31 protein-coding genes are annotated in these 26,496 nt (G+C 41.3%); 30 read left to right on the top strand and 1 reads right to left on the bottom strand.

The features are described from left to right. The first annotated feature begins 23 nt into the window (after positions 1 to 23). From H625_RS0100350 to H625_RS0100325, 6 genes are read left to right on the top strand one after another with little or no spacing between them, the layout of a single operon-like run. Positions 24 to 554: a redoxin domain-containing protein gene (locus tag H625_RS0100350; RefSeq protein ID WP_026858089.1), complete on the top strand. Its 531-nt coding sequence runs from the start codon at positions 24 to 26 to the stop codon at positions 552 to 554. Between the two features lie 11 nt (positions 555 to 565). Then, positions 566 to 2,203 carry a cytochrome c biogenesis ResB family protein gene (locus H625_RS0100345; RefSeq protein WP_026858088.1) on the top strand — a complete coding sequence of 546 codons (1,638 nt, stop codon included), beginning with the start codon at positions 566 to 568 and terminating at the stop codon, positions 2,201 to 2,203. A gap of 10 nt (positions 2,204 to 2,213) precedes the next feature. Then, positions 2,214 to 3,419, top strand: a complete 1,206-nt coding sequence (ccsB, locus tag H625_RS0100340) for a c-type cytochrome biogenesis protein CcsB (RefSeq protein WP_026858087.1) — start codon at positions 2,214 to 2,216, stop codon at positions 3,417 to 3,419. Positions 3,420 to 3,437: 18 nt separating this feature from the next. After that, positions 3,438 to 4,148 carry a response regulator transcription factor gene (locus tag H625_RS0100335; RefSeq protein WP_026858086.1) on the top strand — a complete coding sequence of 237 codons (711 nt, stop codon included), beginning with the start codon at positions 3,438 to 3,440 and terminating at the stop codon, positions 4,146 to 4,148. 44 nt (positions 4,149 to 4,192) lie between these two features. Next, positions 4,193 to 5,830: a sensor histidine kinase gene (locus H625_RS0100330; protein ID WP_245573074.1), complete on the top strand. Its 1,638-nt coding sequence runs from the start codon at positions 4,193 to 4,195 to the stop codon at positions 5,828 to 5,830. Between the two features lie 15 nt (positions 5,831 to 5,845). Continuing rightward, entirely contained in the window at positions 5,846 to 6,400 is a 555-nt protein-coding gene (locus tag H625_RS0100325) for an ECF transporter S component (RefSeq protein ID WP_026858084.1), read from the top strand. A 167-nt stretch (positions 6,401 to 6,567) separates the two neighbouring features. Here H625_RS0100325 and H625_RS0100320 read toward each other — a convergent pair whose 3' ends face one another. Continuing rightward, positions 6,568 to 6,822: a ferredoxin gene (locus H625_RS0100320; protein ID WP_026858083.1), complete on the bottom strand. Its 255-nt coding sequence runs from the start codon at positions 6,820 to 6,822 to the stop codon at positions 6,568 to 6,570. Positions 6,823 to 7,001: 179 nt separating this feature from the next. Here H625_RS0100320 and H625_RS0100315 point away from each other — a divergent pair, with 179 nt between their 5' ends. The 24 genes from H625_RS0100315 to H625_RS0100200 all read left to right on the top strand — a co-directional run bounded on the left by H625_RS0100315 (position 7,002) and on the right by H625_RS0100200 (position 26,411). Beyond that, positions 7,002 to 8,033, top strand: coding sequence for a LysM peptidoglycan-binding domain-containing protein (locus tag H625_RS0100315; protein ID WP_026858082.1), 1,032 nt, complete (start codon positions 7,002 to 7,004; stop codon positions 8,031 to 8,033). An 18-nt stretch (positions 8,034 to 8,051) separates the two neighbouring features. Continuing rightward, a complete protein-coding gene (gene cmk, locus H625_RS0100310; RefSeq protein WP_035784851.1) occupies positions 8,052 to 8,705 on the top strand; it encodes a (d)CMP kinase in 654 nt (217 codons plus the stop codon). Further along, entirely contained in the window at positions 8,706 to 9,287 is a 582-nt protein-coding gene (locus H625_RS0100305) for a lysophospholipid acyltransferase family protein (protein WP_026858080.1), read from the top strand. It abuts the gene before it with no gap. 69 nt (positions 9,288 to 9,356) lie between these two features. Further along, positions 9,357 to 10,607, top strand: a complete 1,251-nt coding sequence (gene rpsA, locus H625_RS0100300) for a 30S ribosomal protein S1 (protein WP_026858079.1) — start codon at positions 9,357 to 9,359, stop codon at positions 10,605 to 10,607. Between the two features lie 90 nt (positions 10,608 to 10,697). Then, positions 10,698 to 12,011 (top strand): ribosome biogenesis GTPase Der, encoded by a 1,314-nt coding sequence (gene der, locus H625_RS0100295; RefSeq protein ID WP_026858078.1) that lies wholly within the window; start codon positions 10,698 to 10,700, stop codon positions 12,009 to 12,011. A 15-nt stretch (positions 12,012 to 12,026) separates the two neighbouring features. Beyond that, positions 12,027 to 13,079, top strand: a complete 1,053-nt coding sequence (locus H625_RS0100290; protein WP_026858077.1) for an NAD(P)H-dependent glycerol-3-phosphate dehydrogenase — start codon at positions 12,027 to 12,029, stop codon at positions 13,077 to 13,079. Between the two features lie 14 nt (positions 13,080 to 13,093). After that, positions 13,094 to 13,300, top strand: a complete 207-nt coding sequence (locus H625_RS0100285; RefSeq protein WP_026858076.1) for a DUF2768 family protein — start codon at positions 13,094 to 13,096, stop codon at positions 13,298 to 13,300. Further along, entirely contained in the window at positions 13,293 to 14,012 is a 720-nt protein-coding gene (locus H625_RS0100280; RefSeq protein WP_026858075.1) for a hypothetical protein, read from the top strand. Before H625_RS0100285 ends, H625_RS0100280 begins: the two co-directional genes overlap by 8 nt. Positions 14,013 to 14,127: 115 nt before the next feature. Continuing rightward, a complete protein-coding gene (locus H625_RS0100275) occupies positions 14,128 to 14,400 on the top strand; it encodes an HU family DNA-binding protein (RefSeq protein WP_026858074.1) in 273 nt (90 codons plus the stop codon). A gap of 73 nt (positions 14,401 to 14,473) precedes the next feature. After that, the gene (locus H625_RS12335; protein WP_169516104.1) at positions 14,474 to 14,965 is read left to right on the top strand and encodes a hypothetical protein; all 492 of its coding nucleotides are present in this window, start codon (positions 14,474 to 14,476) and stop codon (positions 14,963 to 14,965) included. Beyond that, complete coding sequence (locus H625_RS0100265; RefSeq protein WP_026858073.1) at positions 14,965 to 15,666, top strand: demethylmenaquinone methyltransferase; 702 nt, start codon at positions 14,965 to 14,967, stop codon at positions 15,664 to 15,666. The genes H625_RS12335 and H625_RS0100265 overlap by 1 nt, the downstream gene beginning before the upstream one ends. Continuing rightward, positions 15,663 to 16,616: a polyprenyl synthetase family protein gene (locus H625_RS0100260; RefSeq protein ID WP_026858072.1), complete on the top strand. Its 954-nt coding sequence runs from the start codon at positions 15,663 to 15,665 to the stop codon at positions 16,614 to 16,616. Before H625_RS0100265 ends, H625_RS0100260 begins: the two co-directional genes overlap by 4 nt. 66 nt (positions 16,617 to 16,682) lie before the next feature. Next, entirely contained in the window at positions 16,683 to 17,129 is a 447-nt protein-coding gene (ndk, locus tag H625_RS0100255) for a nucleoside-diphosphate kinase (protein ID WP_026858071.1), read from the top strand. 87 nt (positions 17,130 to 17,216) lie between these two features. Next, positions 17,217 to 18,383, top strand: a complete 1,167-nt coding sequence (gene aroC / locus H625_RS0100250; protein ID WP_026858070.1) for a chorismate synthase — start codon at positions 17,217 to 17,219, stop codon at positions 18,381 to 18,383. A gap of 1 nt (position 18,384) precedes the next feature. Next, the gene (gene aroB, locus H625_RS0100245; protein ID WP_026858069.1) at positions 18,385 to 19,431 is read left to right on the top strand and encodes a 3-dehydroquinate synthase; all 1,047 of its coding nucleotides are present in this window, start codon (positions 18,385 to 18,387) and stop codon (positions 19,429 to 19,431) included. Beyond that, positions 19,428 to 20,717 (top strand): 3-phosphoshikimate 1-carboxyvinyltransferase, encoded by a 1,290-nt coding sequence (gene aroA / locus H625_RS0100240; protein ID WP_026858068.1) that lies wholly within the window; start codon positions 19,428 to 19,430, stop codon positions 20,715 to 20,717. Before aroB ends, aroA begins: the two co-directional genes overlap by 4 nt. A 1-nt stretch (position 20,718) precedes the next feature. Further along, positions 20,719 to 21,990, top strand: a complete 1,272-nt coding sequence (locus H625_RS0100235; protein ID WP_026858067.1) for a tetratricopeptide repeat protein — start codon at positions 20,719 to 20,721, stop codon at positions 21,988 to 21,990. Beyond that, entirely contained in the window at positions 21,971 to 22,447 is a 477-nt protein-coding gene (locus tag H625_RS0100230; RefSeq protein ID WP_026858066.1) for a YpiB family protein, read from the top strand. Before H625_RS0100235 ends, H625_RS0100230 begins: the two co-directional genes overlap by 20 nt. Before the next feature lie 5 nt (positions 22,448 to 22,452). Further along, positions 22,453 to 22,881 (top strand): DUF2487 family protein, encoded by a 429-nt coding sequence (locus H625_RS0100225; RefSeq protein WP_026858065.1) that lies wholly within the window; start codon positions 22,453 to 22,455, stop codon positions 22,879 to 22,881. A gap of 146 nt (positions 22,882 to 23,027) precedes the next feature. After that, positions 23,028 to 23,528 (top strand): Rieske (2Fe-2S) protein, encoded by a 501-nt coding sequence (locus H625_RS0100220; RefSeq protein ID WP_026858064.1) that lies wholly within the window; start codon positions 23,028 to 23,030, stop codon positions 23,526 to 23,528. Positions 23,529 to 23,539: 11 nt separating this feature from the next. Next, positions 23,540 to 24,214 carry a menaquinol-cytochrome c reductase cytochrome b subunit gene (gene qcrB / locus H625_RS0100215; RefSeq protein ID WP_026858063.1) on the top strand — a complete coding sequence of 225 codons (675 nt, stop codon included), beginning with the start codon at positions 23,540 to 23,542 and terminating at the stop codon, positions 24,212 to 24,214. A 15-nt stretch (positions 24,215 to 24,229) separates the two neighbouring features. Then, entirely contained in the window at positions 24,230 to 25,030 is an 801-nt protein-coding gene (locus H625_RS12330) for a menaquinol-cytochrome c reductase cytochrome b/c subunit (RefSeq protein WP_051238915.1), read from the top strand. Positions 25,031 to 25,102: 72 nt separating this feature from the next. Further along, positions 25,103 to 25,657 carry a DUF1405 domain-containing protein gene (locus H625_RS0100205; RefSeq protein WP_245573073.1) on the top strand — a complete coding sequence of 185 codons (555 nt, stop codon included), beginning with the start codon at positions 25,103 to 25,105 and terminating at the stop codon, positions 25,655 to 25,657. 55 nt (positions 25,658 to 25,712) lie between these two features. Continuing rightward, positions 25,713 to 26,411 (top strand): zinc metallopeptidase, encoded by a 699-nt coding sequence (locus H625_RS0100200; protein ID WP_026858061.1) that lies wholly within the window; start codon positions 25,713 to 25,715, stop codon positions 26,409 to 26,411. Positions 26,412 to 26,496 lie beyond the last annotated feature (85 nt).

Below are 26,496 nucleotides of genomic sequence, written 5' to 3'. Positions count from 1 at the left end.
TAATTTACGAAAGGGGCCTGACGTTGAAAAAAGGAACTAGAAAAATTATTCGTACAGGTACAATTATTACGATTGCAGTACTCCTCGGCGTAACACTTTACTTAAATTTGAGGGATGGCACTCAAACTGTAAACGTCGGAGATGATGCAGTTGATTTTAAACTGGAAACATTGGACGGAGAAGAACTTCAGCTGTCTGAAATCACTGCCGAAAACGGCGTAATACTCAATTTCTGGGGTACATGGTGTAAACCATGCCGGGAAGAAATGCCGGAAATGAACCAGGTGTATAACGAAGGTCATGAAGATTATGAAATTATTGCTGTGAACGTTTCTGAAAACCCTCAGCAGATTGAACAGTTTCTTTCAGGGCTATCTGAAGATCTTGATTACCCGATTGCATTAGATTCAAATCGCAGTGTAACGAAAGCTTACAATATCGGACCGCTGCCAACGACAATCGCTATTAACAAAGAAGGTGTCGTCGTTAAGAAACAGGAATATCAACTGACTAAAGAGGATATCTATGCATTTATAGATGAATCTCTGGAATAGGATGACCTTATATGGAACAGAAGGAAATACAATGTAATCATTGCGGTCATGTCAATCCTCCAGGCACTCAGCTGTGCCAATCATGCGGGAAAATGATCAATGAAGATTACGATAAGAAAAAAATTAAAGATCTTATGCGCTACGACGGAAGTGCTGTACGTTCGAAAGTCCGTTCACAAAGTATCTTTGATAAGATATGGAACTTTTTCACTTCGATAAAAGTCGGGGTAACTATTATTGCAATAATTGCAATATCCGCTGCTGTCGGTACGATTCTGCCGCAGGAATACTTTATTCCGATCGGTGCAGATCCCGCTCAGCACTACACTGAGCTGTACGGTACATTCGGAACGCTGTATTACAAGTTCGGGTTTACCCAGCTTTATTCTTCATGGTGGTTCGTGCTGTTAATGGGACTTCTTGCCTTATCCTTAATTGCAGCCAGTGTCGACAGAGGTGTACCGCTGTATAAATCATTAAAGAATCAGCGCGCTAAAAAACACGCTTCATTCTTTAAGCGCCAGCGTTTATTTAATGAATATGAATCCACTGATAATGCAGCTGACATTGCGAAAGCATTTGAAAGTAAAAAGTACAAACTTAAAACTGACGGCGATCACTATCTGCTTGAAAAAGGCCGTTTGTCCAGATGGGGGCCGTATATTAACCATACCGGCTTAATTATTTTACTCGCGGGCAGCATGCTGAGATTTTTCCCCGGTGTTTATATAGATGAAATCATCTATGCACAAGAAGGAGAAACAGTAAGCATTCCAACAACTGAAGGACAGTATTACATGCGTAACGATGGTTTCACACTCGATACATACGATGAAGATTCGGGTACGGTATTTGATGAGACATTGCAGAACAGCATGGCTCTGACAATCAGTAACTTCCAGACCGATATCACTATGTATGAAAACAAAACTGCTGATATCGTCGGTTCATCGCCGGAACTGGAAGAAATAGATAATTACAGTATCCGTGTAAACCATCCGTACCGTTTTGACGATTACGAACTGTATCAGTCAAGTTACGATAACTCGCAATTAAAATCGATGACCTTCAGACTTGAAGATAGCGAAGGAAATGTCCTCGGTGAGAACTTTGAAGTCAGCCTTGATGATCCTGCTGACAGTTATAAAATAACTGAAGATATTACGATTAACATGAAAGCCTATGCACCGGACTTTTTAGAAATTGAAGATAACGGTACCCTTGTTTCTGAAACACCGGTTCCGACAAATCCGGCATTCGTGTTTGAAGTTGCAGAAGGAGACGAAGTAGAACTCAGCCTGCTGCAGATTATGAACTCAACTGATATTACACAGGACAACGAATACAGTATTAAATTCGTCGAAGCCGAAGAGCATATGGCAAGTGTCCTGACTCTGAAAAAAGATTTATCAATGCCGATTATTGCAACTGGATTTGTAATTTTCCTCATCGGTCTGTTTATCGGGTCTTACATTAATCACCGCAGAATATGGATTAATGCAGAAGGCGACACGATGAACGTAGCGGCTCACACTAACAAAAACTATTTCGGACTGAAAAAAGAGATGAACGCAGTACTTGAATCTCACCATTTAGCCGAGATATTCGATAAACAGGAAAAAGAGGAAAATGACAAGCTGAAAGGATAGTGTTTAAATTATGGAGGAAACATTCTTATCACTGAGTAATACACTGATATTTATCGCGTTTCTTATGCTGCTGGTATCACTTTTACCGCTCGGCATAAGCATTAAATCGAAATCACAATCTAAGAAATACGAAAAAATTGCAATTTGGATGATCGTTATTGCATTCGTCCTTGAACTCGCGTACTTTATTCTGCGCTGGATGGCGACTGGACACGCTCCGGTTTCAAACATGTATGAATTTATAGCGATGTTCTCAATTATGCTGATTGGCGGATTCTTAATTACGTATCATTATTTCAGAACGAAAGTATTCGGTCTGTTCGCCATTCCGATCTCACTGCTTCTGTTAGGATACGGCAGTCTGTTCTCTACAGATGTTCAGCCGCTTATCCCGGCGCTGCAAAGTAACTGGCTGGCTATTCACGTTATTACTGTTACATTGTCTTATGGTATACTGTCGATGAGTGCAGTCGCAGGGCTTATCTACTTATTGAAAGCTATTCCTGCAGAAGAAAATTCATGGCGCGCACGCTGGCTTGAAGCTATAATGATTGGTATTTTGACTGTTGTTATGTATATGGTTACTACAGTATTCATGCAGAATATTGTCGGCTATAACGATGAGTTCTATTATACTGATCAGCAGGGGCAGCAGGTCATTGCTGAATACCATCTTCCAAGTCTTATAAATTACAGCGAGGCGATTCCGGTAGAACATATCGGTAATAATGAATATGAGCCCGCAGATCATTTCCACCTTGGAATTGATTTACCGCCTGTAATTAAAGCACATACTTTAAATACAGTAGTCTGGTCAATTATTATCGGTTTAATTACTTACGGCATTGTTCGTCTTGTTATTAGAAAACGCCTCTTTGCTCTCGTTAAACCGTTAACTAAGAAAGCTGACCTTGCATTGATGGATGAAATTGGCTATCGTTCTGTGATTATCGGTTTCCCGCTTTTCGCACTCGGAGGCATTTTCTTCGCTGCAATCTGGGCCCAGATTGCCTGGAGCAGATTCTGGGGCTGGGACCCGAAAGAAACATGGGCATTCATTACATTTATGTTCTACACAATCTTCCTTCACCTGCGCTTAAACCGCGGATATGAAGGCGAGAAGTCTGCATGGTTAGCAGTAGGCGGGTTCATTCTTATTCTGTTTAACCTGATTGCAATTAACTTAATTGTAGCTGGCCTGCATTCGTACGCATAATATGAAAAGAGGGTTATTATGGCAGAAAAAATACTATTAGTCGATGATGAAGAACGTATTCGTAAATTGCTTAACTTATACCTTACACGTGAAGGTTATGAAATCACTGAAGCTGGAGAGGGCAAAGAAGCATTGGAGCTTGCACTTAATGAAGATTTCCACTGTATTCTGCTCGATCTCATGATGCCTGAAATGGACGGGATTGAAGTCGCAAAAGAACTGCGCAAGGAAAAATCAACACCTGTCATTATGCTGACAGCGAAAGGTGAAGAAGGGGACCGCGTTGAAGGACTTGAAGTCGGTGCCGACGACTATATCGTTAAGCCGTTTTCACCCCGCGAAGTTGTCCTCAGAGTAAAAGCAATATTACGCCGTTCTTCTGAAACGGCATTTATCGAAAAAGATTCATCAGCAAAAGATATGATAGTCTATGAACATCTTGTTATCGACAACGACGCTCACCGCGTTTTAGCCGATGATGAAAAGGTGAATTTAACACCGAAAGAATACGAATTGTTATTATTTTTAGCGAAGAGTCCCGATAAAGTATTTAACCGCGAAGAATTGCTGAAAGAAGTATGGAACTATGACTTCTACGGCGATTTAAGAACTGTCGATACACATGTTAAGCGTCTCCGGGAGAAACTGAACAAAGTGTCTCCTGAAGCCAGCCAGATGATTCACACGGTCTGGGGTATCGGTTATAAATTCGAGGTTAATGACAAATGAGTTTTTTCTCCAGCGTTGTAACTAAACTGTGGTTTACTATCTTAATGATAGTAACTACAGTTTTAATTATATTATCTATCATTCTGAGTTTTTACTTCAGGAACTATGCGCTCGGCAGCACGGAAGATCATCTGGAAGAAGAACTGAGCCGGATTGAAAATGTTGTGCTCAGCAATCATACTCTTGATTTAAACGACTCATACCTTGCAGCTGAAGAAAACCTGATTATTTATTCAGACGGGCAGTTTATCGCGGGCAGCAACCAGATAGCCGAAGAGATTTACAACGAGATTACCACTTCAAACCTGTCGAGCAGCACGTTTATCGTTAACGATATTAACGACCGCGAGTTTATGGTTAAAGTATCAGATTTAAGCGAGTTCTTTGAATCCGATACTGCGATTATTAAATACAGCGATCTCGATACTTTGAACCAGTCATTTTTAACAGTATTAATTATTTTAATTATCACTGCGGCGATTCTGTTTCTGATTACGACTTTTTTTGCATTTTTCCTAATTTCAAGAATTACTAAGCCGCTTATTGCGCTGAAAAATTCCTCGTTCTCAACAGCAGGCGGGAATTACAATCAGCTGAAAGTGACATCGAGAGATGAAATCGGTGAGTTGACATTGGCCTTTAATAAGATGAATGATAATATTAAAAGTACGATTACAGAACTGACACACGAGAAAAATTTAAGGGAAACTGTATTCTCTTCTCTGTCGAACGGTCTTATGTACTTTAATACGTCCGGAGAGCCTGTCTATTCGAACGACAGGGGTCGGAGCTACTATGAACTGTTCCAGCAGTCTGAAGAAGAATTTGAATACTTTAAATCGCTTATTATCGACGTCTCTGAATCAGATGAAAACCACCTTGAACGTCTCGATATTGAAGATTTGCATTTACAGCTGGCAATGTCTCCCGTTAAATCACTTGAAGAACAAAACGGCGTAACCGTGCTGATTCGTGATATTACGGATGAATACAATACTGAAAAGATGAGAACAGACTTTATTTCGAGCGTTTCCCATGAACTTAAAACACCGATGGTGATGCTGAGCGGCTATTCAGAAGCTCTGTTAGATGATATCGTTACTGAACCGGAAGAAGTTAAGGAAATGGTCTCGATTATTAAAGATGAATCCGACCGCATGAACAAACTCGTCTCGGAACTGCTGATTATTGCACGCATGGATTCAGATGATGTCCTTTATGATATTAAATCGCGTAACTTTACTCTGCTGCTTCACGAGCTGCACCAGCGTTTTGATTATAAACTTAAAGATAACAACATTGAGCTGAATATTAATGCCGGCAGTGAAACTGTCACGTTTCCATTCGATTACGATAAACTGAACCAGGTCTTCACGAATTTAATCGATAACGCAATCCGCTATACAAAAGCCGGCGATGTGATTACAATAAATATTGCAGAAGATGAAGACTGTGTAACAATCGAAGTCAGCGATACCGGAACCGGTATAAAACGAGAAAATATTAAACATATATTTGAACGCTTTTATAAAGTGGACGAAGCGCGGACAAGAGGAAAACACGGCACCGGACTCGGTTTATATATTGTCAGCAATATTATTAAGAAGCACAGCGGAACGATTGCTGCAGACAGTATCTTCGGCGAAGGTACAACGTTCACTATTAAACTACCTAAAGAATAGAAAGGAATGAGCGATTTGGACAGACATCGCCTGAGAAAAATTATTTACATCAGTATATTAAGTGCATTATCATTCATTCTGATGCTGATACAATTTCCGTTGCCATTCCTGCCGCCGTTTTTAATGCTCGATTTATCTGATATACCGGCCTTTATCGGCTTTATACTATTCGGAGGCGTCGGCGGTTCGTTAATCATCATTTTGAAAATAGTGCTGTACAGTATATTAATGGCAAGTGAGCCGATCGGACCGATTGCAAACCTGCTCGCAGCATTTTCATTCCTGCTGCCTGTATATTTTATTTACTACAAACGTAAAACTGCGAAAAGTTTAATCGCAGGATTCATTGCCGGAACTATCGTGCTGACCCTGGCGCTTGCAGTACTGAATTACTTCGTTCTGCTGCCGGCATACGGTCTGATCGTTGACCAGACAGATATTATTAATAATCTGCGTACGGTAATTACGGCGGGAATCATTCCGTTCAATATCGTTAAAGGGGTTATTCTAAGTCTGATTTGTTATGTAATTTATAAAAAAGCACTTCCTGTTCTGATAAACAGACAATAATGTAATTTATGGTCATCCGGTTGAGCCGGATGACTTTTTTATGCGGAGAGAGAAGATTTCACATTGCCGTATTCCGGGATGTTTTTAGCAGAATCGTGCTTTAAAGTACGACAGCATTCAAAAAAAGGACAGGACCGTGTCGGTCCCATCCTTTATCTTAATAAATTTTATTCATATTTTAATGGATCGCCGTCAAATGGAGCATCTTCAACTTTAATTGAATCTGTTGGACATCCATCAAATGCGTCTTCCATGTCTTCGAGCAGGTCGTCAGGCACAGCGGTAACGCCCTTGTTTTCATCTAAAATGACGTAAGCAATGCCATCGTCATCGTAATCATATATATCTGGTGCAGCAGCACCACACGCGCCGCATGCGATACAAGTATCTTGATCTACTATTGTGTACTGTTTTGCGCTCATATATTTCACCTCTTAACGTTTACGATTAGTTCATAACTAATATTAAGAGAAAATCAAAAATTTATCAATGAACAATCATTGAATTCGTCAACAATCCATCGGAAGGATGATTACTCTTTAAATGTCCTTTCAAACAATATATAATTAAACTAAGAATGAAGTTACTAGGAGAATGCGCTATGAAAGATGATTTCTACAAAGATATTAAACATAAGCGGGCACAGGATGAAAAATCTAGTAAAACAAATGCAGGCAGCAAAAAGTCAGAAAAAGAAAACCGCGAAACTTTAAGCCGCAGTGCGCGGCACAAAACTAAAGAGACCGGCGAGAATAAACCGCCGGAGAAAAAATCAGCGCCAAAAAAACAGCAAAAAGAAAATAACTTTACCGATAAGCTGAAAGGGTATTTCAGCGCTGAGAACGCCGCTAAGGGCAAAGCGTTATTTGCAGGCAAATTTTCTTCATATCAAAACCGTATTAAAAACGAGATTAAGATTTCAAAAGAAAAGCTCGGCGGCCTCGGTGCTGCAAAGAAAACAGGCAAAAAACCGGAGAAGAATAACGGCAGTAAAAAACGCATGCTTCCATGGGTGCTTGCTGTCCTCGTGTTAATTCCGATTACAGTCTTATTTGCATTCTTAATATTTTCTAACTTCTGGCCGTCACTGAATGATGAAATTCAGCTGGCCGAGGAAAACACTTCTGAAGAGACTGCTGATAATAGCGGAGCTGAAGAAGATAGCGAAGAAGGTTTTAACGACGAACTTGAAGCACAAAAAGCTGAACATGAAAGACGCCTCGCAGCAAACCGCAATGAAGATTTAGCTGCGAAAAACATCGAAACAGATTATTCTCAGGAAGAACTTCAGGAGCTTGAAGAAGCTGCGCTTAGTGCCATCCGCAGTAAAGAAGACGGCGCCGATACAGAAGAAGCTGAAGCAGACAGCGCTGAGTCAGAAGAAGACGAACCTGCAGCAGAGCCTGAAGAAGAAACTGAAACAGCAGAAGATACTGAGACAGATACAGAGTCCGATTCTTCTGAAACACAAAACGCCAATGCATCGCACGTCGTCACACCCCAGGATAATTTATACCGTATTGCAATTCAGTATTACGGTGACGGCAGTGCAGAGAATGTACAGCGCATCATGGAAGCAAACGGCGTCACACCCGATAGTTTAAGTGTCGGGCAGGAACTTATAATACCGTAAATGAAAGTAGGGCATCAAATGTCACATATCAGCATCGCAATTGACGGGCCGGCGGCTGCCGGCAAGAGTACAATCGCAAAACGCGTCGCAAAAAAATTAGAGTTTTTATATATCGATACCGGTGCAATGTACCGTGCAGTCACACTGTACGTGCTTGAACACGGTGATGATGTTATTAAGGATATCGCATCACACATTCATATTACGTTTGGCATTAATGACGAAGTATATTTAAATGATAAAGATGTATCCGCTGAAATCCGCTCGCCGGAAGTCACTAATAATGTCAGCCGTGTATCTGCAATCGGCGAAGTCAGAACATATCTCGTCGAGATGCAGCGTGAAATCAGCAGAACCAGCAATGTTGTTATGGACGGCAGAGATATCGGCACGACTGTGCTGCCGGATGCTGATGTTAAAATCTTTATGCAGGCTTCGCCTGCAGTCAGAGCACAACGCAGGCTGCTTGAAGAAACTGCACGCGGCAACAATATTGATCTCGCTACACTGACTGCAGAAATCATCCGCCGTGATGAATTTGACAGCATGAGAGAAATTTCACCGCTCGTACAAGCTGAAGATGCCACCCTTCTCGATACGAGTTATTTATCGATCGATGAAGCAGAACAGAAAATAATTCAGCTGGTCGAAGATAAACTGGAGGTACAGTAAATGATTTATGAAATTGCAAAGTTTTTAATTAAATGCTATTACAAACTGAGATTTAAAATAACAATCATCGGCGAAGACAGAGTGCCGTCATCAGGTCCTGTTATGCTCTGCTCAAACCACGTGTCGGATTTTGATCCGCCTTTAATCGGTCTTGCACTTGACCGTCAGCTGTCATTCTTTGCAAAATCGGAATTATTTGAGCTGCCGGTCATCGGCAAAGTTTTCCCGAGCCTAAATGCAATTCCTGTATCGCGCGGAAAAAGTGACAGAGCAGCGCTTAAAACTTCTATAAACGCACTGAAAGAAGACCGCTGTCTGTTAATATTCCCTGAAGGGCACCGCAACAAAGGCGACGTTAAACAGCTGCAGAATCTGCAGGAAGGTGCGAGCTTTATCGCTTCGAAATCCGAAGCACCGATTGTACCAGTTGTTATTAAAGGCGAGTATAATCGTAAAAAGGGTGTTACAATAGTATTTGGAAAACCAATTAACACCGAAGAATTTTTAGAGTCGGGCAATACCCGCAAGGATTTAACACGTAAATTGGAAGAAAATCTTAACAATTTACTATTTTCAGAATAATCACTTGACAAAAGGTTCGATTTGTAAGAAGTTATTTATATACACTGTATAGTAATTGGAGGCAAGCACATGGCGACAGAAGACATTAAGAACGAAGAATCAAACATTGAGGAAACACAGTCAAACGACGCACCTGACAACAACGCAGATTTGAAAAATGAAACTGAGACGGCTGAAAACAGTCCGTTTGCAGTGGGTGACACAGTAACAGGTACGATTTTTAACATCGAAGATAAGTTTGTAAAAGTTCAAGTAGATGATTCTGATTACGAAGGCATAATTCCAATCAGTCAGCTTACAAACAAACGTATCGAGCACCCGAACGATATTATTGCACTTGATGATTCAATCACTGCAGTAGTTATCAAAGTTGAAGATGATGCTAAAAACATCATTGTTTCAATGCGCAAGCTTGATGAACAGAAAGCTTATGAAGATTTAAAACAGAAGCAGAATGCTGATGCAACGCTTGAAGGTACTGTTGTAGAAGCAGTTAAGGCCGGTCTGGTATTAGATGTTGGCGTTAGAGGATTTATTCCTGCATCACTTCTTTCTGATGAATATATTGAAGACCTTGAACAATTCAACGGTCAGACTCTGGAAGTTAAAGTCGAAGATATCGATCAGGAGAAAAACAGAGTAATTCTTAACCGCAAACGCATTGTAGAAGGTGAAAAGTCGAAACACCGCCAGGCTGAACTTGAAGACCTGGAAGTCGGCAGCATCATTGAAGGTGAAGTTGTTCGTACTACTACTTTCGGTGCATTCATCAACATTGGCAGCGTAGACGGTCTTGCTCATATTTCAGAACTAAGCTACAGCCGGGTTAACAGTGTCGAAGATGCAGTTGAAATCGGTCAGAAGGTACAAGTTAAAGTTCTCGATGTAAATCCTGAACAGGAACGTATCAGCTTATCTATTAAACAGGCAGGCGAATCTCCATTCAACAAGTTTATCGATACTCACAACACAGGCGATGTGTTAACAGGTACTGTTAAACGTTTAGTTGACTTCGGTGCATTCGTTGAAGTCGAACCGGGTGTTGAAGGTCTTGTGCACATTTCAGAAATTGCACATGAACACGTAAATGTACCAGGGGACGTGCTTAAAGAAGAACAGCAAATCGAAGTGAAAATCATCGGTCTTGATAAAGATAACGAGAAAATTTCACTATCAATTAAAGCTTTAGAAACAGCTCCGGCTAAGCCTAAACAGGCTAAGCGCGAAGAAAATACACAGGTTTACACAGATGATAATGACGATGACGCACCAACTTTAGGTGACGTGTTCGGCGATCGTTTTAAAAACTTAGACTTATAATATTAGACTCACTCATAAATAAAGAGCGATGATACTATCGCTCTTTATTTTATTTGTGTTAAAATAAATGTGCATACAGGGAGGGTAACAATGTATAAACCAACAGTAGCAGTAGTAGGGCGGCCGAATGTCGGCAAGTCCACGCTTTTTAACAGAATTATCGGAGAAAGAAAGGCAATTGTCGAAGATTCTCCAGGTGTTACAAGAGATAGATTGTACGCCGAAGGTGACTGGTTAAATTATAACTTTAATTTAATTGATACCGGCGGTATTGAAATTAAAGATGAGCCGTTTCAGCAGCAGATTAAAATGCAGGCGGAAATTGCGATTCTTGAAGCAGATGTTATTTTAATGATTGTGAACGGGAGAGATGGCGTTACAAGCGATGATTTATTCGTCGCAAGAATTTTGCAGAAATCAAAAAAACCCGTCGTTCTTGCAGTAAACAAAATTGATAACTATGAAATGCGCAGTGAAATATATGAGTTTTACCAGCTTGGTCTCGGTGAACCATGGCCTGTATCAGGTTCACATGGTCTCGGACTTGGTGATGCGCTCGACGAAATCGTCAAGCACTTTGAAACTCTGGAAACTGAAGTTGAAGAAGACCCGTCTATCAAAGTGTCATTAATAGGCCGTCCGAATGTTGGTAAATCCAGCCTTGTCAACGCAATTCTCGGCGAGGAACGTGTTATCGTTTCCGATATAGCCGGTACGACCCGCGATGCGGTGGATACGGGCTATACGTTTGAAGATGAATCTTATACATTGATTGACACAGCAGGTATGAGAAAGCGCGGTAAAGTCTACGAAGCAACAGAGAAATATTCAGTTCTTCGTGCCACTCGTGCCATTGAACGTTCCAATGTGGTTCTCGTTATTATTAACGGTGAAGAAGGCATACGTGAACAGGACAAGAGAATTGCCGGTCTTGCCCACGAAGCAGGACGTGCGATTATTATCGTCGTCAACAAATGGGACGCAGTTGAAAAAGATGAAAAAACAATGCGCGAATTCGAACTGGATATCAGATCAAACTTCCAGTATCTGGATTATGCACCAATTACTTTCGTCTCTGCAATGACTAAAGTCCGTCTTAAAACTTTATTCCCGCTTATTCAGCAGGCATATGCATCAAGCAATATGCGCGTGAAGTCGAGTACATTGAACGAAGTACTTGTAGACAGTGTCAGCATGAACCCGACACCTACAGACTCCACAGGACGCCGTTTAAGCATCTATTACGGTACGCAGGTCAGTGTTGGTCCGCCGACATTCGTCTTGTTCGTGAACGACGTTGAGCTGATGCATTTCAGCTACAGACGGTATATTGAAAATCAGCTGCGTAAAGCATTTGATTTTACCGGCACTCCGATTCACATTATCACCCGTAAAAGAAATTAGAAAGTAGGTATGAATATGAACATCTCAGTCATTGGAACAGGTAGTTTTGGTACAAGCCTCTCGATGGTCTTAAATGACAATAATAATCGGGTAATGATGTACGGGAGAAATCAAGATACTGTTTTAGAAATAAATGAGTCGCATACGAACAGCCGTTATTTAAAAGATATTGAGCTGTCAGCAGGTATTACAGCAACAGCGTCACTGGAAGAAGCAGCAGCACATGCAGAAGTCCTCGTGCTGGCTGTACCTGTTAACGCAATGCGTTCTGTAGCGTCTGAGTTAAATAAACTCTTAAAAAAATTAGATAAACAGGTCCTCGTTGTGCATGTCGCAAAAGGACTTGAATTAAATACGTACAACCGTGTCTCTGAAGTGCTTGAAGAAGTATTCGATGAAGACCGCGTATCGGACATCTGTGTACTCAGCGGACCGAGCCACGCGGAAGAAGTCGCAATCAGACAGCCGACGACAGTCAGCACTGCCTCTATCCGTGAGGAAGGTGCAGAAGTTATTCAGGATGTCTTTATGACGGATTATTTCAGAGTATATGTTAATAACGATATGGTCGGCGTTGAAATCGGCGGTGCATTGAAGAATATCGTTGCACTGGCCGTCGGCGCACTGGCCGGCTACGGTTTCGGTGACAATCCGAAAGCTGCTGTAATTACACGCGGTCTGCATGAAATTGCACGTCTCGGCACAAAACTTGGGGCGAACCCGCTGACATTCCTCGGATTGACGGGGATGGGCGACTTAATTGTTACAGCGACGAGCCAGCACTCAAGAAATTACCGCTGCGGGCAAATGCTGGCTGGCGGCTTATCTCTTGAAGAAGCTACCGAGAAGATGGGCATGGTCGTCGAAGGTGTCAATACGACGAGAGCGACTTATGAACTCGCTGAAATACACGATGTCGATATGCCGATTACGAAAGTTTTATACGGTTACTTATTTAATGGAATCAGCGAAGACGAAGCATTCAGTGCGCTGATGAAGCGTGAGAAGACTTCGGAATCAGAAGGCTTGAAACAATTATTAGAGAGTCAAATAAAAAATAGTAAATAGTTAGAGGTATATGTATGTTTGATATTTCAAGAATGGACTTAATGTGGGTGTCATTCGTGTCGATTGGCTTTATGGCACTTGCAGCGGTATTAATTTATCTGGCAAGGTTTGTAATTACTATTCGTTTCGTCAGCGTCTTTATTTCTTTAATTGCATGGGTACTTTTAATACTCGCTTTTCTGCTGATGATTTTAGTCATCGGAGGATCCACACATGCGTAAATTAGGATTTCTTTTAACTTTCACGCTGTCACTCGTTGTGCTGACGGGGTGCATGTATCCGGATGACCAGCGGGCAGGCAGCAATATTCCGCCTGAAACAGATATTCAGAACGTCCAGAATGCAGTCGACAACTTCCAGGAGTCTGAAGGCGGCATTCTGCCGATTAAAACGACTGAAGATGCTGTTGAGTATTTGGAATACCCGATTGAATTCACCAGAGTCGTACCGGAATATTTAAGCGAGATTCCGGTAACGGCATACGAAAACGGCGGAAACTTTCAGTATGTTATACTCGATGAAGAAGAAGATCCCACTGTGAAAATTGCAGACCTTGCAATAATCGAAGAGCTCCGCTCACTCAGCCTCCGGATTAACGGCATGGGTGAACATGTGGAACTTGGAGAACAAGTCGGCCCTAACGTATATCAGCTTGACCTTGAGCATTATAACCTCGCTGACAATCCGACAGTTACTAGTCCTTATACAGGACAGGAACTTAATGTCTATTACAGCGGCGGTCAGGATTTCGTCGTCGATTACAGAGATGATCTGAATATGATGATTGAGAATGAAGGTCTCGAATTCGAGACTGGAGAAGATATTCGTGAAGTATTGTATGAATATACACCAATAGTGCCGATATACTCGCCTGAAATGACAGTTGATGAAAATAACGAAGCAATATTTATGACAAGTGTGCATAAAAGTTAAGTCACTTCAATTTTTAATGGAAAAAACGGTTAAATCCGTTGCAGTCCCTACGGCCGTATGGTAAAGTCAAAACATAATGATAAAATCATTATACAGATTATAGGAGGTCTATCAGATGAATAAGACAGATTTAATCAACGCTGTCAGCGACAAAGCTGACCTTACAAAAAAAGAAGCAGGAGCTGCAGTAGACGCAGTTTTTGAATCAATTCAAGGTTCACTTCAAAATGGTGAAAAAGTACAGTTAATCGGATTCGGTAACTTTGAAGTACGTGACCGTGCTGCAAGAAAAGGCCGCAACCCGCAGTCTGGTGAAGAAATCGAAATCCCAGCATCAAAAGTACCTGCATTTAAAGCTGGTAAAGCACTTAAAGACGCAGTTAAATAATTTATCTACTAGGCCTAACTTTGAAACGTTAGGTCTATTCATTTATAAGGTGATATTTATGAAATACTCAGCCGTGCAACCATATAACGATTCAGCATTATCTGAATTGATTACTAAGCTTGATCAAAATGAAATTACTGACTTTTTTTCAGACAGTAAAAATATAATTCATAAAAGACACGTTGCAAATGCGGTTCTTTTATTTACATATGCTTTAAATCAGCTCGACCGGATACCTTCTGCTGATGAACGGGAAAGCCACGTTCTTGCCGGGGACTTTTATTTCAGCGAGTTTTACTCGTCACTTGCAAGCCACTGTGAAATGGATGTCGTTCATGACATGGTGGAAATATCCAAACTCCTATCATCTAAAAAATCCAGACTTTACGAAGACGCTCTCGAAGTTTCCGACAGCGAATTAAAGTACCTGCTATTTGCACCGCTTTTGTATTTAATAGATAATGGGTATGTGACGTCTGATCTCGATAACGTACTCGGCCGTTATATTAAAAACATTGACCGTTCAAAGCTGGCATACATAATAAATACAAAAGGTGAGCGCTAATGCAAACAGAAAACAGAATTCAGACAATCTTTAATTCCATTTCAGATGATTACGACCATATGAACGATATTATAAGCTTTAATCAGCATACGATATGGCGTAACCGCACGAACAAGGAAATCTTTGTGAAACCGGGCCATCAGGTACTCGATTTGTGCTGCGGTACAGGTGACTGGACTATTCAGCTTGCTGAAAATAAAGAGGCTGATATAACGGGGCTGGATTTCAGTGAAAACATGCTGAAAGTAGCCGCTGAAAAAACAGCTGATATTAAAAACATCACGCTGCTGCAGGGCGATGCAACTGAACTTCCTTACGAGGATAATTCATTCGATATTATTACGATTGGATTCGGTCTGCGCAATCTGCCTGACTATAATAAAGCAGTCGAGGAATTTTACCGCGTCTTAAAACCAGGCGGCCAGCTTGTTATTCTTGAAACATCAAATCCGGAAAACGGGTTGATTAACTACGGTTTTAATATTTACTTCGGTAAAATTATGCCGTACCTTGGTCAGCTGATTGCCGGCAGTGGCCAGGAATACACGTGGCTGTATGAATCGACAAGCAATTTTTTATCAAAAGATGAATTAAAATCGATGATGCATCAGAACGGATATATAAATATCAAAGTAATCCCTCATACATTTGGTACTGCAGCTACTCATATCGGATATAAACCGCTAGAGGCTGCAATGTGAAATCTTTAAAGAAAATTATGGCAGGGGAATTGTCCCATGTTAAAAAAATTGTTAAAGAAGAACTTAAACCAAATGGTACGATCGTTAATGATAAGAGTTTCGAGCTGTTTAACTCTGGGGGAAAGAAACTTCGTCCCATGTTTACTATACTCGCGGGTAAATTAGGGGATAAAGAGCACTATAATGATGTACTGAAAACAAGTGCGAGTCTCGAACTGCTTCATATGGCAACACTTGTGCACGATGATATTATCGACGACAGTGAACTCAGAAGAGGCAAGCCGACTGTCTTTTACGAGCACGGTTATTTTCAGGCTGTCAACACAGGAAACTATTTGCTGTCTTCCGCACTGCAGATTGTCAGTAAAATCGACAGCCGCAAATTCCATGAGACATATTCTTCAGGCATCCGGGAAATCGTGCAGGGTGAACTTATCCAGTTCGATACGCAGTTTGACGCAGCCCAGACACTGGATGAGTATTTCAGAAAAATTTACCGTAAAACTGCGCTGTTAATCGTATTGAGCATCGAACTCGGCGGGCATGCAGCACATCTCGAAGATGAGCTGATGGACAAACTGCGCACGTACGGTTATCACATCGGCATGAGTTTCCAGATTATCGATGACTGTCTCGACTTTACGGGCAGTACACGTACGCTCGGCAAGCCGAATTACTCGGATATCAAAAATGGGCATTACACATTACCAGTGCTGCTCTTAAGAGACAGTGATCCAGTATTCAAAGCGATGCTGGAAAAATTCTCTGACACGAAAGAAAATCCAGGTGCATTAATCGACTATATTCTAAACAGTGATGCAGTCGACCAGGCACTTCGGGTAAGTACAGAGCATTTAGAGCAGGCTGAAGCTGAAATCAGCAATATTGACGAACCAATCAGACATTATTTTACTGAAATTACCGGTATGTTAAAAAACAGACGAAATTAGTTTGTAAACACACTGTATATAATGCTAAAATAATAGTCGAAAACATATTTAAGGGAGCTTATTATAATGGAAAAAACATTTCTTATGATTAAACCAGACGGCGTCCAAAGAAATCTTATCGGACCTATCGTTGAAAGATTAGAAAACAAAGGATTCAAAGTTGTTGGTGCTAAACTGATGCAGGTATCTGAAGATCTTGCTAAAACTCACTACGGTGAACACAGTGAAAGACCTTTCTTCGGCGAGCTTGTAGAATTCATTACTTCTGGACCTGTTTTTGCAATGGTTCTTGAAGGTGAAAACGTAATTAAAACTGCACGTTTAGTTGTAGGATCTACTAACCCGCAGGAAGCTGCACCTGGAACTATCCGCGGAGACTTCGGTTTAACTGTTGGTAAAAACATCATTCACGGTTCAGATTCACTTGAAAGTGCTGAAAGAGAAATTAACTTATTCTTCAACGAATCTGAAGTATTAGATTACAACCTGTCTAATAGCCCTTGGATTTACTAAAACTTGCAGCCAGGCTGGGTAATAACATTACTCAGTCTTTTTTTCATATATTAATATAAATAAATAATTCAGATAGAGGTGCTTGCAATGAGATTTTTAACTTCAGGAGAATCGCACGGCCCGAAAGTTAACGCTATTGTCGAAGGCTTCCCTTCGAACCTTCCAATTAATAAAGAACGCATGCAGGAAGAGTTATTTAAACGCCAGGGCGGATACGGCCGCGGCCGCCGCATGCAGATTGAGAAAGATACTTTCGAATTTGGTTCAGGTGTCCGCCACGGCAAGACGCTCGGCAGCCCGATTATGATGGAAGTCAATAATGACGACTTTAAACACTGGGTCAATATTATGGGTGACGAGCCGATTACTAAAGAGGAAGAAGCTGAAATGAAACGCATTATAACAAAACCGCGTCCCGGTCATGCTGACCTGGTTGGCGGTATGAAGTATAATCACCGTGATCTCCGCAATATTCTGGAGCGTTCTTCTGCACGTGAAACAACTGCACGTGTCGCTGTAGGCGCACTCTGTAAAGAATTATTACATGCTCTAGATATAAATATTACTTCCCGCGTGACTAAAATAGGGCAGGTCACAGATGACAGCGCATACGATTATGCTACTTTAAGTGACAAATCAAATAACTCTAGCGTGCGTATGATTTCGGATGATGCGACTAAAGCTGCAGAAGAAGTTATTGATGCGGCTAAGAAAGCCGGAGATACACTTGGCGGCGTCGTTGAAGTTATCGTCGAGAATCCGCCGGTAGGTTTAGGATCTCACGTTCATTACGACCGTAAGCTCGACGCAAAAATTGCACGCAGCATCGTCAGCATCAATGCATTTAAAGGTGTTGAATTCGGAATGGGCTTTAAAATGGCTGAAACGCCGGGATCTGAAGTTCAGGATGAAATTAAATTCGATTCAGAAGACGGTTTTTACCGCAGCTCAAACAACTTAGGCGGTTTCGAAGGCGGAATGACGACCGGAATGCCGATTGTTGTCCGCGGCGTAATGAAGCCAATACCGACTTTATACAAACCGTTAATGAGTGTCGATATTGATACGAAAGAAGCATTTACTGCAACGATTGAGCGCAGTGATCCTTGTGCAGTGCCGGCTGCTTCGATTGTTGCTGAACACATGGTTGCCATTGAAGTCGCAGAAGCTATTTTAGACAAGTTTCCTAGCGATGACTTCGGTGATCTGAAAGCATCACTGGAATTGTACAATAAACGTTTAAGCGAGTATTAACATGGATATTTCGACGGCCTATAAAGATAATAATTATAAAATTCACGTTGCACGGAATATTTTGGGAAACAAGTTAAACACTTATACCGAACAGTACGAATCCGTATATTATATTATCGATGAAAATGTATATGATATATACAAAGAGACAAAATTATCATTTATAAAATCACCGCTGGTCGTCACAGGAGGAGAACCGTTTAAATACGTTTCTCCTTTAATGCACACTGTGGAAGAACTGCTGGCATCCGGCATTAAACGCAATTCGCTAATTGTCGTTATAGGCGGCGGTGCCACGGGGGATGCCGGCGGCTTTATTGCAAGCATGGTACTTCGCGGTGTGGACTATATTCACGTGCCGACGACACTGCTCGCACATGATTCCGCTATCGGCGGAAAAACTGCGATTAATTCTCGTCACGGTAAAAACTTAATCGGTGCATTTTACCGTCCGAAAGCTGTTATCTATGATCTTGAATTTCTTGATTCACTGCCTTCTGCTGAAATTCTCAGCGGTTTCGGTGAAGTGTTTAAGCACGCGATGATTCACAGTCCAGAGACGCTTGAAGAACTCCTTACAGTGACTGAGGGCAGTATCGATGTACAAAATCTCACTCCGTTTATCATTAAAGGCATTGAAACAAAAATGAAAATCGTGATTGAAGACGAACACGAGAGCGGCAGCCGCAAGTTTTTAAACTTAGGCCATACACTCGCTCATGCTGTGGAATATAAATATAAAATCCCTCACGGCCAGGCAGTTATGCTCGGTATTATTGCAGCGCTTTATATATCCAACGAACTGAATGATACAGCCTTCGACATCGATGTCTATATGTCTTATATGGAAAATCATGGCTATCCAGTTCTGCTGCTTAAAGAAATGGACATTGCTGAAATGATCAGTCTGATGCAGAAAGATAAAAAAAATCACCGCAATGACTATATCAGCTACGTGCTGTTTAAAGATCAAAGTACACTGGCTGTCTCAGATATTAAAGTTTCAGAACTTAAAAATATACTGACAGCGTTAAAGGAGCGCATATGAAGCAATTACTGAATGGAACATTTAAAGGCACCATAAGAGTACCTGGAGATAAGTCGATTACACACCGCGCTCTAATGCTCGGTGCACTGAGTCAGGGAACGACAAATATATACCGTCCCTTAATCAGTGCGGACACGCTCAGAACTTTTGAAAATATGCGCCAGCTGGGTGCTGAAATAACGCGTGAAGGCGATGATTTTAAAGTTATTTCAAATGGTCATGACAGTTTAACGTCACCTGAACAAACTTTGTATACAGGCAACAGCGGCACAACAACACGGTTAATTACCGGACTCTTAGCTGGTCTTAAAAACATTACCGCATCGGTTGAAGGTGATGCTACAATTGCCAAACGCCCGATGGACCGCGTCGTTATACCGCTGTCTGACATGGGTGCTGACATCAGCTTAAAGAACGATAAATATCCGCCGGTCAATATTTATCCGGCAGTTTTAAAACCGCTTGAATACGATATGCCGATCGCTTCAGCACAAGTGAAAAGTGCGATACTGTTTGCAGGACTGTTCACAGACGGAGAGACAATCGTTCATGAAACACATCAGTCACGCAACCATTCGGAAATTATGATGGCGCAGTTCGGTGCGGATATTTCCGTATCGGGCACAACTGTTAAACTGAACGGCGGCAGTAAACTTTCAGCGGCAGACGTAACCGTGCCGGGGGATATTTCATCGGCAGCATTTTTAATCGTGCTCGGACTGATTATTGAAGGCGCGGATATTACGATTGAAAATATATCTCTGAACGAAACGCGTGCCGGCATTATCGATGTCGTCAAAGAAATGGGCGGCAGCATTACTATTACCGAACACGATTCGACAGGTGAAAAGTTCGGCGATATTAGAGTAGAGTATACACCAGACTTAAAACCGTTCCATATCGACGGAGATATAATTCCACGCCTGATTGATGAAATTCCAATTCTCGCTGTACTTGCAGTATTCGCCAGCGGAGCAAGTACTGTCCGCGGATCAGAAGAATTAAGATTCAAAGAAACAGACCGCATCACAGCAGTTATTGCGGAACTGGAAAAATTCGGTGTATCATTTGAAGAGTATGATGACGGCTTTAAAGTGAGCCCAGGTCACAGTACAATTAAACAGGACCAGCTTTTTAAAGGCTATCATGACCACCGCATTATCATGATGCTGATCGTTATGGCGATCGCAGTAAATACAAATATTGAAATTGATGATTCGAGCGCAATAGACGTATCGTTCCCTTCGTTCGTAAGCGATCTTGAAGGTTTAAGAAAGGACCGGTAATATGCAGGAAGAAATACTTCGTATAATCGATAAACTCCGTCAGGGGTCTTATCCGGAAGAAGATTTAAATAATATACTGAACAGTCTGGAGCAGTTTCATTCGGACGAATCGCTGGAAGCTTTATTTTTACTCGGCGATGCGCTGCAGCAGGCAGGACTAGACCATCAGGCAAGACAGGTGTTTCTGCACTTGAACGATAATGTCGACCACGATGATTACGTCATCAGCTATCTCGTCGACTCGTATATCAGTGAAGCACGTCTCGATGATGCGCTGACGCTGATTAACAACAGCCCGGAAACACCGACAGTACTTATGCTGAAATCTGAAATATTTCAGCAGATGAACTTAAATGACGTTGCTGTCAGACTATTGTTCGATGCGAAAACAATGACCGATGATATTATTATCGATTTTGCGCTTGCCGAACTCTATTACACAACGGGAGATCTTGAAGAAGCCATCCGTTTTTACGAAACAGTGCTGAACGAAGGTCTGGAAGAAGTTAACGGCATCATTATCAGCCTGCGTCTCGCTGATATCAACTTGAATCTTCTGAATTTCGACGATGCACGCGCGTATTTCGATAACGTGCCGGACGAATCTTACGGAAACGAAGACTTTTATAAAGAAGCACTTCTCGAATATAATTTAAAAGAATACGACCGTGCGAAAACACTGCTTGAAAAAGTACTCGACAATGAACCGTACTTTATCAATGCATATATTCTTTTAATGAACATTTATGAAACTGAACATAATCTCGATGACGCGCTTGAAACAATGCTCCGCTACCTGCGTGAAAATGATAAAAATGCACTCATATATTTCCATATCGGACGTCTTTACTTCAGACAGAACAAGCCGGCAGAAGCAATTGAACACTTCAGCCTGGCAACGTCGCTTGATGAAGATTACGATGATGCTTACCTCATGCTGTTTGAAAGTATTTTGAAAACAGGTGAGACAAGTACGATTGATGACTACGTTAAGCATCTCGATATTAACTCGCTGAGCGGTGAATCAATTTATCTGCTGGCTAAAATCGAAGCTGAAAACGAAAACGATGATAAAGCAATTGAATATTACGAAGATGCTGAAAGCTTAATCGGTGATTCATCAGAATTTTATGCAGATTATTATTACTATCTGACAGAGATTAATCATCCGAATAAGAAAAATGTACTCGAAAAACTAATTAAACTAGAACCCGATAATCTGGAGTGGCAGCTGGATTTCGAGCGAATAGCAGGTGAGGAAGACGAGTTTTAAAAAAGATTTTATAAATTATTGCTTATATAATTATGAATTCAAAGACCATACTGCAGTGTGGATTTTAAATTTTATAAAATCCCATCCTCTGATAACGCATAATATTTCATTTACAAATTCTGAGCTCGAGCGCAAGCTCAGAATCGCCGAAAGCAGCACGAACCGTCCGACTTTAATGTTTGAAAAGAACGGTACTGTAACTGCGAACGGCGAGACGATATTCCATGAGCTGAATCTGAACAAAACAGATGCACTGTACGTTGAATTTATCTTCGCGAAAAACGACCTACGATATAATCAGGCGAAGTCAAAAGAACTGATGAAAAATGATGAAATTCTATTAGAAGATATTGAAGAACTCGAAAGCTTAATCGATGAAACACTCGTATCAAAAGATAAAGAACGCTTTTTCGAATTAACTGATGAACTACAAAAACTAAATGATAAAAGAGGTTAGTATTTGTGCTTTATAATAATCGTGATTTAAGAGTATTAAAAGATGAAATTGAATTTGTCGATACGGCAATCGTTCCTGTCGTGAGTGTGGATTTCGACAGCAATCTGCTGCACCATTCTAATAACCTGGAGTTGATTCAGCTGGTAACAATTCAGCTGGAGAAGCAGTTGAAAGGGCGTCTGATGATCACGCCGTCACTGACGACTGTGGACAAAGACAGCTCAGCCTTGGAAACTTATAAGAATCAGCTGACAGAATACGGCTTTAAAAATGTTGTCAGCCTGTCTTTCGATGCACTGGAAACAGAAGGTGTCCACAATATAAAATTAAACAGTATCCCAATCAGCGATATGGATAATGAAATGAAAATTTCAATTATTAATGATGAAGTGAAAACTGTCATCAAACAGATTATCGGTGTGTGGAATCAATAATTAAAAGTAGAATTACACAATTCTGTTTATAACATGTGTCAATTATTTGAAAACCATATTGACCGCCTAGTTTTAATGAGCTAAAATTGAAATGTCCTAGTTATATTATATGTAAAAGTATGTGCGTTTGAGGAGGGGAAACAAAAATGTCGCAAAAAGTAACAAGACGCCAGTTTATGAACTACTCTTTAATGGGTGTTGGGTCGTTCATGGCGGCAGGTATGATTCTGCCGATGGGTAGATTTGCACTTGATCCACTTTTCCAGGAATCGTCTGCAGGTGACATGATTACTACTAGTGTTAGTATTGATGAAATCACAGAGGAGCCAATTAGTGTTGACTTCACATTCGAACAAACAGATGGTTGGTATGTGAGTGAGGTAACGGATTTCGCTTGGGTTTATCGCGAAGGCAATGAAATCATAGCGTTATCGCCTGTGTGTAAACATTTAGGGTGTACGGTTTCGTGGGCAAGTGATGCCGCTAACCCGGATAGATTCTTCTGTCCATGTCATAACGGCCTTTACGAAAAGAACGGTGCTAACGTACCGGGTACACCGCCGCGTGGACCACTTGATATGTTCGAAGTTGGAGAATCAGATGGCTTCTTAACAATCGGTGCCGTCCACGAGAATGAATTGGTATAGGAGGGAATTAAATGCTAAATCGTATTTATGATTGGATTGATGACAGAATTGACATCACTCCGATCTGGAGAGACGTAGCTGATCACGAAGTGCCAGAGCATGTTAACCCTGCCTACCACTTCTCAGCTTTCGTCTACTGTTTTGGAGGACTGACGTTCTTTATTACAGTTATCCAGATTTTATCTGGAATGTTTTTAACAATGTATTACGTACCCGACATTATTAATGCCTGGAACTCTGTGTACTTCCTTCAGCAGGATGTAGCAGCCGGTGTTATCGTCAGAGGTATGCACCACTGGGGTGCGAGTTTAGTAGTAGTTATGATGTTCTTACATACTCTCAGAGTATTCTTTACAGGTGCTTATAAGTCACCTCGTGAATTAAACTGGGTCGTTGGTGTACTGTTATTCGCAGTTATGCTCGGTCTTGCATTCACAGGCTACTTGCTGCCATGGGACATGAAAGCATTATTCGCTACTAAAGTAGGCTTGGATATTGCAGAAAGTGTACCATTCATTGGTGAATGGATTAAGACACTTCTCGCAGGTGATTCGACAATTATCGGTGCTCAGACACTTACAAGGTTCTTTGCCATCCACGTATTCTTCCTGCCTGCAGCACTGTTTGTATTAATGGCAATACACTTTATCTTAATACGTAGACAAGGTATTTCAGGACCACTATAAGGGGAGGGTAACTATATGAAACACGGTAAAGGTCTCACTTTTGTCGGTGACTCACGAATCCAAAAATACGACAAACCAAAACTAAATCGTGACTATTCAGAATTCCCTGGTCGTACAGAGGAGTTCTTTCCAGATTACCTGCTCAAAGAGTGGCTAGTCGGAGCGGTATTCTTAATAGGTTTTCTATGCTTGACTGTTGCGCATCCAGCACCGCTTGAGCGTATGGCAGATCCAACTGATACAGGTTATATTCCATTACCAGACTGGTATTTCCTATTCCTTTATCAGATTCTTAAGTACACATATGCTTCCGGACCGTTTAACGTTGTCGGTGCCATGATTATTCCTGGTATTGCTTTCGGTGCTTTATTACTTGCACCTTGGCTTGACGGCAAAAAAGAACGTCACTGGAAAAAACGTCCTGTTGCATCAGGAATGATGCTGATTGCAATTGGTATTATTTTCTATACAACTTGGGAATCGGTAGCTTATCACGACTGGGATCAGCAAAGCCAGCAGGGGCAGATTGTCTTCTCTAACTTAGACGCAGAAGATCCTGTTTTCAATGACTTAATCCGTACGAACTGTACGAGCTGTCACGGCGGTGAACTAGCCGGAGGTTCAGGTCCTAACTTAATTGAACCGGATCTTTCTCCTGAGATGGTAGATGCATTCGTAAGAAATGGTACAGAAGAAATGCCTGCCTTTGAAGGTCAGCTTACAGACGAAGAAATTACAGCAATTTCTGAATATGTTGCAGGCTTGGAACTTACTTCAAGAGACGAAGCAGCTAACACTGAAGAATCAGCAGAATAATAATAATGACCCTTCTGGCAACAGAAGGGTCTTCTTATAGGTGAAATGATGATATATAACTTATATAAACTAATGTTTAATCGAGTATTCCTTGTTTTCCTGCTGATCTGTAACGTCGGAGGTACGATTTACGGGTATATATGGTATGGCGGACAGCTGTCAATTACGCCCTGGTATTTCTATCCATTCGTTCCTGACAGCCCGACAGCAACGCTGTTTTTATCAATATTAATATTACTAATATTGTTTAATAAGAAATTCGGCTTGATAGATGCACTCGCATTTACAACGCTGATAAAATACGGCGTCTGGGCAGTTATTATGAATATCTGGAACTTTATCGATATGGGCTTTGTATCCTGGATCGGTTTAATGCTCATTGCTTCGCATGCTGCGATGGCGCTGATGGCATTTATGTTCCTGCCTTATATCGAAATTAAGCCGTGGCATTTTTATGTCACTGCAATCTGGCTGTTTCATAATGATTTTATCGATTATGTATATATGCAGTACCCGAGATACGGTAACCTTCATCCGCATGTAGCTGAGATAGGCTATCTCGCATTCTGGCTGACGGTGATTGTCCTCGTGCTGTTATATAAACTCGCGGCTAGACGTAATAATTGACTTAAGTAAAAACAGTTTAGTAAAATAGTACTATGAACTAAACGGAGGGACTAACTTGTATCTTATAATCTACTTTGTAATATTAATGGTTGTACCAATGCTTGCGCAGATGAATGTAAAATCTACGTTTAACAAGTATTCAAAAGTACGTTCGACAAGCGGACTTACAGGTCAGCAGGTTGCAGAAGACATCCTCCGGGAAAATGGAATTTACGATGTTACAGTTGAACGCGGTCAAGGTATCCTGACAGACTACTACGACCCGAAAAACAAAAAAATCGTTCTGTCTCCCGGCAACTTCGACAACCCGAGCGTTGCAGGTACAGCAGTCGCTGCACACGAAGTCGGCCATGCGATTCAGCATGCTACCGGCTATAAGTTCTTAAACTTCAGATCAGCATTATTCCCGCTCGCACAATTAGGAAGCAACTTCTCGTATTTCCTAATTATTGCAGGTATTATCCTGACAGCAGCACAAAGCGCTGCAGGCGGCGGACTTGGTGAAATTCTATTATGGTCAGGAATCGGGCTGATGGCATTCGCCGTATTATTCCAGCTCGTTACACTGCCTGTTGAGTTTGACGCATCAAGACGCGCAATGAACCAGATTGAAGAATTAAACATTGTGAACAGTAAAGAATACCGCCACGCTAAGAAAGTACTGAACGCTGCAGCAATGACATACGTTGCCGCAACAGCAGTCGCTGTAGCAGAGCTGTTACGCTTTATTATGATCGCAAGAAACCAAAGCTAATAATTTTGAGCTGAAGACAGCCGTATTATCCTGGATGGATGATGCGGCTGTTTTTTTGTGGAGTTATGGGCTGGTGTTTTAACGA

This window comes from Jeotgalicoccus psychrophilus DSM 19085 (assembly GCF_000425845.1).
GTDB lineage: Bacteria > Bacillota > Bacilli > Staphylococcales > Salinicoccaceae > Jeotgalicoccus > Jeotgalicoccus psychrophilus.
Note: the sequence above shows the minus strand (reverse complement) of the source record. Positions and strands in the feature narration are given on the sequence as shown.

Coding starts and splice junctions, on each gene's coding strand:
- H625_RS0100305 (WP_026858080.1), top strand. CDS start 8,706: ATGATTTATGAAATTGCAAAGTTTTTAATTAAATGCTATTACAAACTG.
- H625_RS0100345 (WP_026858088.1), top strand. CDS start 566: ATGGAACAGAAGGAAATACAATGTAATCATTGCGGTCATGTCAATCCT.
- aroC (WP_026858070.1), top strand. CDS start 17,217: ATGAGATTTTTAACTTCAGGAGAATCGCACGGCCCGAAAGTTAACGCT.
- ccsB (WP_026858087.1), top strand. CDS start 2,214: ATGGAGGAAACATTCTTATCACTGAGTAATACACTGATATTTATCGCG.
- H625_RS0100285 (WP_026858076.1), top strand. CDS start 13,094: ATGTTTGATATTTCAAGAATGGACTTAATGTGGGTGTCATTCGTGTCG.
- aroA (WP_026858068.1), top strand. CDS start 19,428: ATGAAGCAATTACTGAATGGAACATTTAAAGGCACCATAAGAGTACCT.
- cmk (WP_035784851.1), top strand. CDS start 8,052: ATGTCACATATCAGCATCGCAATTGACGGGCCGGCGGCTGCCGGCAAG.
- H625_RS0100335 (WP_026858086.1), top strand. CDS start 3,438: ATGGCAGAAAAAATACTATTAGTCGATGATGAAGAACGTATTCGTAAA.
- qcrB (WP_026858063.1), top strand. CDS start 23,540: ATGCTAAATCGTATTTATGATTGGATTGATGACAGAATTGACATCACT.
- H625_RS0100290 (WP_026858077.1), top strand. CDS start 12,027: ATGAACATCTCAGTCATTGGAACAGGTAGTTTTGGTACAAGCCTCTCG.
- H625_RS0100315 (WP_026858082.1), top strand. CDS start 7,002: ATGAAAGATGATTTCTACAAAGATATTAAACATAAGCGGGCACAGGAT.
- H625_RS0100330 (WP_245573074.1), top strand. CDS start 4,193: ATGATAGTAACTACAGTTTTAATTATATTATCTATCATTCTGAGTTTT.
- H625_RS0100205 (WP_245573073.1), top strand. CDS start 25,103: ATGTTTAATCGAGTATTCCTTGTTTTCCTGCTGATCTGTAACGTCGGA.
- H625_RS12330 (WP_051238915.1), top strand. CDS start 24,230: ATGAAACACGGTAAAGGTCTCACTTTTGTCGGTGACTCACGAATCCAA.
- ndk (WP_026858071.1), top strand. CDS start 16,683: ATGGAAAAAACATTTCTTATGATTAAACCAGACGGCGTCCAAAGAAAT.
- rpsA (WP_026858079.1), top strand. CDS start 9,357: ATGGCGACAGAAGACATTAAGAACGAAGAATCAAACATTGAGGAAACA.
- aroB (WP_026858069.1), top strand. CDS start 18,385: ATGGATATTTCGACGGCCTATAAAGATAATAATTATAAAATTCACGTT.
- der (WP_026858078.1), top strand. CDS start 10,698: ATGTATAAACCAACAGTAGCAGTAGTAGGGCGGCCGAATGTCGGCAAG.
- H625_RS0100275 (WP_026858074.1), top strand. CDS start 14,128: ATGAATAAGACAGATTTAATCAACGCTGTCAGCGACAAAGCTGACCTT.
- H625_RS0100235 (WP_026858067.1), top strand. CDS start 20,719: ATGCAGGAAGAAATACTTCGTATAATCGATAAACTCCGTCAGGGGTCT.
- H625_RS0100265 (WP_026858073.1), top strand. CDS start 14,965: ATGCAAACAGAAAACAGAATTCAGACAATCTTTAATTCCATTTCAGAT.
- H625_RS0100220 (WP_026858064.1), top strand. CDS start 23,028: ATGTCGCAAAAAGTAACAAGACGCCAGTTTATGAACTACTCTTTAATG.
- H625_RS0100320 (WP_026858083.1), bottom strand. CDS start 6,822: ATGAGCGCAAAACAGTACACAATAGTAGATCAAGATACTTGTATCGCA.
- H625_RS0100280 (WP_026858075.1), top strand. CDS start 13,293: ATGCGTAAATTAGGATTTCTTTTAACTTTCACGCTGTCACTCGTTGTG.